The sequence below is a fragment of the Thermodesulfobacteriota bacterium genome (assembly GCA_040755095.1).
Lineage (GTDB): Bacteria > Desulfobacterota > Desulfobulbia > Desulfobulbales > JBFMBH01 > JBFMBH01.
Genome location: JBFMBH010000148.1, coordinates 1 through 10,701 on the forward strand (window position 1 = coordinate 1; position 10,701 = coordinate 10,701).

At 69.1% G+C, this 10,701-nt stretch carries 5 protein-coding genes; 3 read left to right on the top strand and 2 right to left on the bottom strand.

The window, feature by feature from the left end; genetic code table 11:
- Positions 1 to 1,008: 1,008 nt before the first annotated feature.
- Together AB1634_16860 and AB1634_16865 are read left to right on the top strand one after the other, a co-directional pair.
- Positions 1,009 to 1,287, top strand: a complete 279-nt coding sequence (locus AB1634_16860) for a hypothetical protein (protein ID MEW6221186.1) — start codon at positions 1,009 to 1,011, stop codon at positions 1,285 to 1,287.
- On the top strand, positions 1,284 to 2,183 hold the full coding sequence (locus AB1634_16865; GenBank protein MEW6221187.1) for a radical SAM protein: 900 nt from the start codon (positions 1,284 to 1,286) through the stop codon (positions 2,181 to 2,183). Before AB1634_16860 ends, AB1634_16865 begins: the two co-directional genes overlap by 4 nt.
- 117 nt (positions 2,184 to 2,300) lie before the next feature.
- On the opposite strand, the gene AB1634_16870 is transcribed toward AB1634_16865, so the two are convergent.
- A complete protein-coding gene (locus AB1634_16870; protein ID MEW6221188.1) occupies positions 2,301 to 6,491 on the bottom strand; it encodes a putative metal-binding motif-containing protein in 4,191 nt (1,396 codons plus the stop codon).
- A gap of 128 nt (positions 6,492 to 6,619) precedes the next feature.
- A complete protein-coding gene (locus tag AB1634_16875; protein MEW6221189.1) occupies positions 6,620 to 7,777 on the bottom strand; it encodes a hypothetical protein in 1,158 nt (385 codons plus the stop codon).
- Positions 7,778 to 8,309: 532 nt separating this feature from the next.
- On the opposite strand from AB1634_16875, the gene AB1634_16880 reads away from it, so the two are divergent.
- The coding region (locus tag AB1634_16880) for a nitronate monooxygenase (GenBank protein MEW6221190.1) at positions 8,310 to 10,701 on the top strand (2,392 nt) is incomplete at its 3' end.

The following is a 10,701-nucleotide window of genomic DNA, read 5'->3' on the forward strand; positions in this document are numbered from 1 at the left end:
GCCGATTACAAGGTTACCTTCTATGACGCTGTCTATCATGCCCTGGCGATTGAGCGAAAAGGGACCCTGGTGACGGCGGATGAGACCTACTTGAAAAAGGCGGGAAAACTTGGGCAAGCGGTACTGTTGGCGGACTTGAAGAGAGAAAAGGCTCAGTGAGCATCAGCCAGGAATCGACATGCCAACTCACTTGAAAAGCGAAAAGATATCGCCGCGTTGGTGGTCAGCCAAGGTTGATGTATCCTGGTGGCCATCGCCCTGGACGTGACGGGGCGCTGGCAGCCAGTACGGTGCGGATTGATGCCAACGGCCAAAACCCGCTGCCCCAGGATAGCTGCCAGCTCCTGTTCGCGGTCATCCCTCAGACCGGCCAACCCCTCTGGGACACGGTGACCGTCACCGTCAGCCCGGCGGCAACCTTCCGCCTGGGCAGCCTTTCGATCCCCCCGGTGGATCCATCCTTCCCTCCTACACCTGCCGTACTCGACCTTCAGGAGATGCAGAGCGTCATCGTGCTGCCAGCGGACCACGGGCTCGCGGCTGTACGGCGTGTCCGCCGGGCCGGCGACGCTGGCCAGCCGGGGCCGGCCGCCGGGCCAGGCCAGGGTGTAAGTGCGCCGGATTCCGCATCACGCGTCCCCCACCCCATAGGTAGGGCGTGCAACATCCTCCGGAAGCGACTTAAAGGTTTCGTCCCGCAATTGCCCGTTCTCATCAACGTCCGTGATCCTGATATAGCCGGGACTGTCTTATCATCCTACTCCGCAGCCTCGTTGGCTCCATACTTCAGGGATTCCGAAACAAGAAACTTCAATCGGTTGACTTCCCAAATGCTCTGGGATCTTGCCCAGCCATTCGGCGCCGGTTGGTCTGTATTGCAGCTATGCAGGGCGGCTCATGTTGCCGCAACCCGGGCGCTGCCGTCGGGGCGGGGCCGGGCCGCCAGCCCTTGACAGGCCGAGCGGCCCTTGCCAGGATAGGGCAGTCTCCACCCCCGGAGGACGCCCCATGGCCACCATCATCCGCCTTGATCCCTCCCGCCGCCGTCCCGGCCGCAACCACGAGGCTCCGGCCGGCTGCCGCCATGCCAACGTCATCTGCTACACCGCCTGGCGGCTGGTCTGCTGCACCGACTGCGGCGCCGAGCTGGATCCTTTCGACGTGCTGGTGCAGATGGTGAAGGCGGCGCCACCGCCGGCACCGAAGAAGGAGGAGGCGCTGCGCCTGGTGGAGGAGGTGAAAAGGCGGCGGGGTGGCGAGCCGGACCAGGGGCCCGAGGCCGGATGACGGCCGGCTCCCGCAACCACCTCCTGCCGGTGCGCCTGGCCGATGGTCTCCTGGTGGAGGCGGTGTTCTACGGCACCGGCACCCTTTGCCTGTCCACCCAGGCCGGCTGCGCCATGGGGTGTCCGTTCTGCGCTGCTGGCCGCGGCGGCTTCGCCCGCAACCTCAGCCAGGAGGAGCTGGCCGCCCAGGTCAGCGCCGCCCGGCAGCGAGGATATGAGCCGGCCAGGCTCACCCTCTCCGGCATGGGCGAGCCCCTGGCCAACCCGGCGGCGGTGATCCCCTTTCTGGTGGAACAGCACCGCCAAGGCCTGCCGGTCTCCCTCACCACCACCGGCCGGCCCCTGTCCCAGCTGGCTGCCTTCCTGCGCCTGCCTCACAACGGCCTCATGCTGTCGATGCACAGCGCCGATGCGGTCACCCACCGCCGGCTGGTGCCGGCTGGCCCGGACTTCGCAGCCTTGTGGGATCTGCTCGCCGCCTGCTGGCCTCTCCTTTCCCGCCGCCAGCGCCGCCGGCTGGGGGCGAGCTATCTCCTGCTGGCCGGGGTCAACGACCGGGACCAGGATCTGGTCGCTCTGAAGGACCGGCTGCAGCCCTTCAGGGAGCTGACCGTCCACCTGCTCCTGCCCAATCCGGTGCCTGCCAGCCCCTTCCGGCCGTCGCCTGCCTCGGTGGTGGCCCACTGGCACCAGGCTCTCCGGGGACGGGGCATCCATGTCCGCCGGGCCAATTGCTGGCGTCGGGAGCGGACCGGTGGCTGCGGCACCCTCTTTCTCCGGGAGCGGCCGGCGGCGGTCCTGGAGAAAGCGCAGGAGGGCCAGGATCAGCCCAGCTCGGCCACGGACACGAGGGCGCAGGTGGAAAGCTTGCCCAGGCACCCGCCAGCACCGGGGTGACGAAGGGCTGCTCCAGGGTACCCAGCTGCCGCATACCGGATGGCGCCCCGAAAAAGGCCGGGGGCACGGCAGGTCTGCCGTGCCCCCGGGAGGATGACGCTGGGAGGAGAGGGGCCTTCAGTTCACCTGGCCGGTGAGGCCCAGGTAATCGTCGAAGGTCGGGTCGCCGTCGGTGTCGATGCTGATGAGACGCGGGTTGGAGAAGCTCAGGAACCCGCCCAGATCGAGACCCTGGATGCAGGCCGGCGGCGTGAAGCGGTTGGCGTTCTCCAGCACCAGGTCGATGGTGGTGTCCTGACCCGAGGTGTCGGCCAGGAGCTCGTCGTCACCGGTGCCGGTGGCACCGCCGCAGACCGTGCCCAGGGAGCGGATGGTGGTCTGCACCCCCACCACCCGGGTGACGAAGCCGGGATCGCCGGAGTCGCACACTGCCACACAGCCGCCACCCACCGCCGCGCACTGGGCGTCGGTGCTGCAGAGGATGGAGTGGTCGTTGGCGCACTGTTTCGTTGCCAGCTGCATGCCGGTCTCGACGTTGAGGTCCAGGCAGGCGCCGAAGAAGTTGCAATCCCCCACCGTGGGGGCGCCCTGGGCGAGACAGCGGTGGGTGCTGGGCAGCTCGCCGGCCAGCGCCCCGTCGCCGTCCCGGTCCACCACCAGGGCCACGGACAGGTCGTTGAGCCGCACTGTGGTCTCCACGTCCGGGGTCGCGTCGTTGTCCTGGATGAGGAGGCGGGGTGGCACATCCTGGCGGTTGCAGAACAGAAGACCCTGGCTGGCGTTGATGTTGATCTCGGCCAGCTTCTGGGCGGTCACCTGGCAGGTCAGCCGCTCGGTGAGCGGGAAGAGGGGCAGGCTGTCGCAGAAGGCCTGGCCGTTTTTGAAGGCATAGCACGTGCCCCGGGCGATCTGGCTCTTGAGATCGTTGGGGATGCAGGTGCCGGTGCAGTCGCTGTCGGTCTTGCAGGAGACTGAGCTGTCCTCGCTGCAAGCCCCCACCGACAGGCTGGCGCAGTCCACGGGCAAAAGGTCGCCCAGGGTCTTGCCGGTGTCTTCGCAGCCGGTCTTGAAGCGGCCGGAGACCGCCATGCTGGCGAAGAACTGGTTGAAGGTGTCGTCGGCCAGGGCCACGAAGACATCATCGGCGTTGGGGGTAGGCAACGAGGGGATGGGGGCCGGGGTGGAGATGGCCCCCGGCGTGGGCTCCACCTCGGGATCGACGCTCAAGGTTTCGAAGTTGCCCTTGAGGCCGGCCACCAGGCCCTGGGGGGTGATGCTGACGCTGGAGAGGATCCCTTGCAGCTTCTGGCCGGTGCCCTGGACCTCCTGCTCGTCCACTTTGATCTCGCCGAGGCTGATGGGGTCTGGCTGGGACGAGCCCAGGTCGGCCTCGAAGTTGACATCGATGGTGGCGCCAAAGCCCAGCACCGGGATGATGCGGTCGCCGGCGATGGCGTTGACGATGATGGCAAAGGGGCTCAGCAGGAAGTCGCACAGGGAGGCCAGACAGCCGATGGAGATGTGGATGTTGCCGGTGGGTGGCTCCGAGGCGGTGGGCGGGTAGTAGACCGGCGCCGCCGGGGGCGAGGTGCCCAGGAGCTGGCCTTCGCTGATCTCGAACTCCAGCCGGGAGGCGGTGAGATCGGTGGAGGTGGTGCCGGAGACATTGGTCTTGGCGATGCAGGCGCCGAAGATGGGATCCTCCACCCGGCAGGAGCCGCCCACCGACAGCTCGACATGGATGGGCGGCAGGTTCATGGTCACCTTCATCTTGTCGTTGAGGAACTGGACCGGACAGGAGACCTGGTTGGGGTCGGCGGAGAAGTCGGTGATGCGGGTGGTGACCGTGGGGTCGCAGGAGCAGACCGTCACCTCCACCTCGCGCTGGTCCACCACGGTGTTGATGATCTGGCTTTCCAGGTTGCCGATGTACTCCACGGCGGCGGCGTGGCAGCGCTCGTCGAAGAGCCGCTGGATGGCGTCCGCCTCCATGCCCACCACAAAGGCGTTGTTCACCTCGGTGGCGGCCAGCTCGGCGGCGGCCTGCACCTTGGCCCGGAGCCCGGCGCTCAGGCCTGCCTCGACGCCCGCCGCCAGCTGCGGCGGGACGACGTTGCCGATGGCGAAGACCTTCTGGTCAAAGCTGCGGTTGCCCAGGTCGTCCGCCACCATGGCGGTCAGCCGGTTGGAGCCCGGGTCGAAGGACCCTTGATGGATGTCCCCTGAGGCCACGTCCTGGGCCAGGTTGGTTACCGGGTGCGCCGAATCGATGGTGATGTCGTACCGGTCGCCGGAGGTCAGGCCGTCCCCCTCGGTGAAGACCTGGCTGGAGACGTCCACCAGCTGGCCGTTCACCGCCACATCCGAGATGGGCCGGCCGCTGCAGGCGCTGCCCACGACCTGCACCGTGGTCTGGCTCAGGACGGCCATCTCCTCGGGATGGGTGATCTCGATGGACAGACCACTGGAGGTGCCTTTGTCGGCGAGGTCGTCGATCAGGCACTGCTCGTCCGGGGTGTTGGGGAAGGACAGGCGCTGGCGGATGCCCTCGACCAGGAAGATGTGCTCGCCGCAGCCCAGGTTGTCCAGCTTCAGGTCCACGGTGTTGATGGCCGGCAGCCACACCGAGGAGCTTTGCACCACCGCCTCCCGGACGCCCACAAAGCGACCGTTGATGACCACCGTGCCGTTGCAGGGGGCGTTGACGGTGCAGGAGCCCGGGTTGGCGATCCCCATGGCCGGAAAAAGGGAGACGCCGTCCACCCGGACCTCCACCGTGCGGGTGTCCACCAGGGGGATGGCGGTGAAGAGCCGGGTGGTGTCTCCTTCCGACTCCACCACCACCTTGCCCTTGGGCTCGATGACCTGCAGCCAGGGGATGTTGGAGCAGAAGGCCTCGGCCTTCTTCTTGCCGTCATCCAGGGTGACATGGAGGGTGGGCCGGGGGGCGAACACCTTGTGGTTGGTGCCCACGGACTGCACATACCAGTCCTCCCGGTCGATGCGGCTGGCCAGGCGGGCGAGGTCGCCGTTAGCCACCGGCGTTGCGGCCAGCACCGTGCCGTCCTCGTCCATGGCCAGGAGCTCGGCGGTGAGCACCGCGTCCGGATTTTCTTCCAGGTTGACGTTGGTGAAAAAGAGCACGCGGTGGAGGCCGACGCAGGAATGGAAGCCCGGGAAGACCCGGCCCCGGTAGTAGGGCAGGGCGCAGGAGACCACCCAGTCGGCGGCGCCGCAATCCGGGTCCAGGGCATCGGCAGACCCGTCGCAGTCGTTGTCCAGCCCGTCCTCGCAGGTGGCGCCGGCAGGGCCCTCCACCGATGCCAGTCCCGGCGTGGCACTGCACACCGTGGCCTGACCGTCCGGGCTGCAGAGGACGGTGCCTTCGGTCTGGCAGATGCCAAGGCCGCTGGTGCACGCCCCACCCAGACCGGCAAAGCCTTCGTCCACCAGGCCATCGCCGTCATTGTCCTTGCCGTCACAAGTCTCCGGGGCAGAGCAGCCGGAGTCGGCCAGGTCGACTGCGCCATCGCAGTCGTTGTCCTGGCCATCCACACAGGCGCCGGTGCCGGGGGTGTTCTCGTTGGCCGGCGCGCCGGGGTTGGCGCTGCAGCGGGTGGCAGTGGGGCCGTCGCAGATCCTGGTCCCGGAACGGGCGCAGTCGCCAGTGCCGGCGGTGCAGGGCAGACCCAGGAAGAAGCCCTCGTCGATCAGCTCGTCAAAGTCATCGTCCAGGTCGTTGCACTGCTCGCCCTGGCTGGCGGTGCAGCCGGGATCGGCCGCGTCGGTGCGGCTGTCGCAGTCGTTGTCCACCCCGTCGTGGCACGCCGGGCTGTACGCCAGCTCCGGCAGCGGCTGCTCCAGGCCAGTGGCCGGGGTCGGGCAGACGACGCCGGTGCCCTGGGCGTTGCACACCAGGATGGATCGGGTCAGGCAGCAGGGGGTCTCGGGCGAGGGCTCCTGGCAGCCGGTGGGGACGCCGATCGTGCACTCCTGGCCAGCCCCGAAGTCGATGGCGCCGTCGCAGTTGTTGTCGATGCCGTCGCCGCAGAATTCCGCAACCCCGGGCCGGATCTGGGCGTTCTGATCGTTGCAGTCGCCGCACTGCTTGCCCTCGGGCAGGGTGCAGCCGCCGCTGCAGACGGCAAAGCCGTCCCCGTCTGCATCCGGGCACGGTGCTGCCAGGGCAGGGCCGGCGATCAGCACGGCGGCGACCAGGAGCACGGCCAGCCAGAGCGGCGGGCGCGGCCTGGCGCCGCCGTCCCGGCAAGCCTGCTCCGGGATGGATTGGACAATGGGCTCGTTCATGGTGGGACCTCCTCCCCGAAAAAAGAGACCGACCCGCCAGCGGCGCGTGCCGCTGAAGGCCGAGCCGGGCTCCGGGGCCGCGGCCCCGGAGCCCGCATCAAGGGTCGCATTGCCCCCGGTACCGCCTTTCAGAAATTGTCGGGGGGGAGTCCCTCCTGGATGTTGAAGTCGACGATGTCGTTGGGCGAGTTTTCCTGGACCACCGTGGACTGCAGGGTGAGGAAGCCGTCGTTGTTGAAGATGCCGCCGCCGTCGGCAGCATCGTTGCTGGTGACCGTGGAGCGGCTGACGGTCATGACGTCACTGTCGCCGTTCCAGATGCCGCCGCCCCGGCCATAGGCGAGGTTGTCCCGGACCTCGGCATTGCGGATGACGATGAAGGAGTCGTCGCTGGCAATGGCGCCGCCGTTCTCATGGGCGTTGTTGCGCTCGAACCGGGCCTTGGGAGGGATGACCAGGGTGCCCCGGGGGTTGGGCTCTCCTTCGGTGGGGGGCGGGGCCGGGGTCAGGGTCGGCCGGCTGGTGCCGATGGTCATGATGGAGTCTTCGTCGTTCTCCACGCCACCGCCACTGCCAATGGCGACGTTTTCGAGGAAGTCGCAGTCGGTGAGCAGCATGATGCCGTCGTTCTGGTTCTCGACCCCGCCGCCGTCGCAGATGGCGAAGTTGTCCTCAAAAGACATGTCGGTCAGACGAACGATGCCGCCGCGGTTGAGCAGACCGCCGCCGTCGGCGCCGTCCGCCGGCTTGACGATGGGACATTCCAGCTCCCCGGTCTGCTGCTGGTCGCCGGTGGCCCGGCTGCCCAGCACCTCGCCGCCCCGAAGGGTCATGCCGCTCATGACCACGATGCTCGGGTCGTGGATGTCGAAGATCCGGTCATCCAGGGCCGAGGCATCGATGATGGTGCGGCCCTTGCCCCGGCCGATGATGGTGAGCTTGTCGACGATATCCAGGTCGCCGAAGGCCCCTTCCGTCTCGGTGAAGCCGCCCTTGCGGTCAAGCCGGAAGCGGCCGCCGGGCACCCTGATCTCATCGGCCCCTGGCAGGGCGTTGGCCTCCATGACGGCGGCGCGGAGGGTGCACGTAAGAAGGGGCTCCCGGTCGGTATTGGTGGAGACCGCAGCCTTGCAGACGCCGTCACCAGGGTCGATGTCCGGCAGGTCGGCCCGGTTGTTGACCCGGAAGGAAGCGGCCTCGGCAGACGCCGGCAGGCCGGGCAGGGTGGGGATGGAGAGGAGAGACGCCAGGGTGACACCGGCCAGGATTGCATACCGCTTCTTCATTACGCACCTCCTTCTTGGCTGTTTTTTCGCTCCCGCGGACGACCTGGGCATGCGCCTTCACACCTTGTGAAGGACAAAAGAGTGGCTGGGACGCACCGTCGTGCCCTTGCGATGGCCCATCAGGTCATGAACGGCGGACAAAGTCAAGCAGATATTTTTGTCTTTTCCCGCGCAGGAAGAGTTATTAGCCAGCCGGGGGGAATCGACGCCCCGGATCGCGGCCAGACAGCGCTGCCGCGGGCGGGCGTTGAACCGAATCGTTGTCATAGCTTTCTGATATAGCTCAAGATTTTCTTGTGAGCCCCCTATCTGTTCGCCAGCTCGCCTGAATCAGGATGGAGCGGCAGACGAGACCTCCAGCCGGTGCTGCCGGCCGCCGAATCCCTGCTCTGGCCACCGGGCTTTTGTCCTCACCCGGAGGAATTCGCAATAAAGGGTTGCGCTTGGCGTTCGCGGCCCCGTATCATCTGGCCATCAGCCGGGTGCGGCCGCCCGGGAGAAGACTGCCAACAACAGGGGATAGCCAAGGGACGTGTCCGACGATCGTTGCTTTGAGGTGCTGGCCTGCTCCCTGCCGTCCTGTGCTCCGGACGCGTCCCTGGCCATCGCCGGCAGCCGGGCAGGGGCGGTTGGCATCCTGGACCTGGAGCTGTGCGGGGATCCAGGGCGCGCCGCTCGGGAGCTGGCGCGTCTGGCCCGGTTTGCCGGCGGCCCTTTTGGCGTCAGGATTCCATCCGCCTTTGACCTCCACGCTGTTCTCCTGCCGGCTCTTCCTGCCGGCTGCACCACCATCATCCTCGCCGGCGGCCTCGACCCGGACCCGGCCCCGCTGCTGGCGCGGCTGCGGGGCTTGCCCCGGCGCATCCTTCTGGAGTGTGTCTCCGCCGCGGAGGCGGAGGCCGGCTTGCGGCTCGGCATCCAGGGCCTGATCGCCAAGGGGCACGAAGCCGGCGGCCGGGTAGGCGACGAGACCACCTTCATCCTCCTGCAGCGCTTGCTGGCTGGCTTCTCCCTGCCGGTGTGGGCGCAAGGCGGCATCGGTCTTCATACCGCGGCTGCCTGTCTCGCCGCCGGCGCCGCCGGTGCGGTCCTGGACGCCCAGCTGGCCCTGGCCCGGGAGTCGCCCCTGGGGGCCGCCCTGCGCGCCGCCCTGTCCCGGGCCGACGGCCGGGACACCGTGCTCCTGGGTGAGGCCCTGGGGCGGCCGGTCCGGGCCTGCACCCTGGCCGGCCGCCACCGGCTGGCGGCCCTCCGGGAAGAGGAGCGGCGCCTGGCCGCCGCGGGGGGCGACCCATCGGCGGTGCGGGCGGCCTGGACCGGCTGCATCGCCGGTGCGGCCGGATTGCAGGACCCCGACGCCGATCTGCTGCTCCTTGGCCAGGATCTGGCCCTGGCCCCGGAGCTGGCCCGCCGTCTGGTCACCGCGGGCGGCATCGTCCAGGCCATCCGGCAGGCGGCCCGGCGGGGGCTTGCTCTGGCCGGCCGGCTGCGCCCCCTGGCGCCGGAGAGCGCCCTGGCCCGGGCCCACGGCACCCGCTACCCGGTGGTCCAGGGGCCCATGGCCCGGGTGAGCGATGTGCCGGCCTTTGCCGCAGCGGTGGCCGAGGCCGGCGGCCTGCCCTTCATGGCCGCGGCCTGGCTCCGGGCCCCGGAGCTGGAGGCGATGCTGGCCGCCACCCGGGCGGCCCTGGGGGAGCGGCCCTGGGGGGTGGGGCTCCTGGGCTTTCTACCCGCCGAGATCTGGCAAGAGCAGGTGGCGGTGCTCAAGCGCCAGGCCCCGCCCTTCGCCCTTGTTGCCGGCGGCCGGCCCGAGCAGGTGCTGGCGCTGGAAGGGCAGGGGATCGCCACCTATGTCCATGTCCCTTCCCTGGGCCTGCTTGACCTCTTTCTGGCAGCTGGTTGCCGCCGCCTGATCTTCGAGGGCCGGGAGGCGGGGGGCCACGTCGGGCCGCTGTCCAGCTTCGTGCTCTGGCAGGCGGTCCTGGACCGGCTGGCCGGGCTGCCGGCCAGCCGCAAGCGCGCCCTGTCCCTGCTTTTTGCCGGCGGCCTGCGGGACGCCAGCTCGGCGGCCATGGTCGCAGCCATGACCGCCGAGCTGGCCGAGGCCGGCGCCGCGGTCGGCCTGCAGGTGGGCAGCGCCTATCTCTTCACCCGGGAGGCGGTGGCTTCCGGCGCCATCGTCGAGCCGTACCGCCGCCAGCTCCTGGCCAGCCGGTCCACCACCCTCCTGGAGTCCGGTCCCGGCCACGCGGTGCGCTGCCTGGATACCCCCTTCGCCCGCCGCTTCCAAGCCGAGAAGGCCCGTCTGGCCGCGGCGGGTATCCCCGCCGAGGAGGCCCGCCGCCAGCTCGAGCTTTTCGAGCAGGGCCGGCTGCGGCTGGCGGCCAAGGGGGTGGCCAGGGTGGCGGCGGCGGACCGCCCCGGGGAGCGCCTCCTTACGCCCAGGGACGAGGCGGAGCAGCTGGCGGAAGGCATCTACATGGTCGGCCAGATGGCGGGCATCCAGGACCAGGTGACCACGGTGGCCGGGCTGCACCAGGAGCTGTGCGCCGGCGCCACCGCCTGGTGCGAGCAGGCGGCGTCTGCCAGCCGGCCGGCGGCAGAGCCGGACCAGGGGCCACCGCTGGATATCGCCATCATCGGCCTCGGCGGCTTTTTCCCGGACGCCCCCGGGGTGGAGCGCTACTGGGAGAACATCCTCAACCGGGTCTCCCCGGTCCGGGAGATCCCGGCGGAGCGCTGGGACTGGCGGCTGTACTTCGACGCTGGCCGGCAGTCCCCGGACCGGATCTATGCCCGCTGGGGCACCTTCCTGGACGAGGTGCCCTTTGATCCGGTGGCCTACGGCATGCCGCCCAAGGTCTTGCACTCGGTGGAGCCGCTGCACCTGCTCTGCCTGGAGGCGGTGCGCCAGGCCCTGGCGG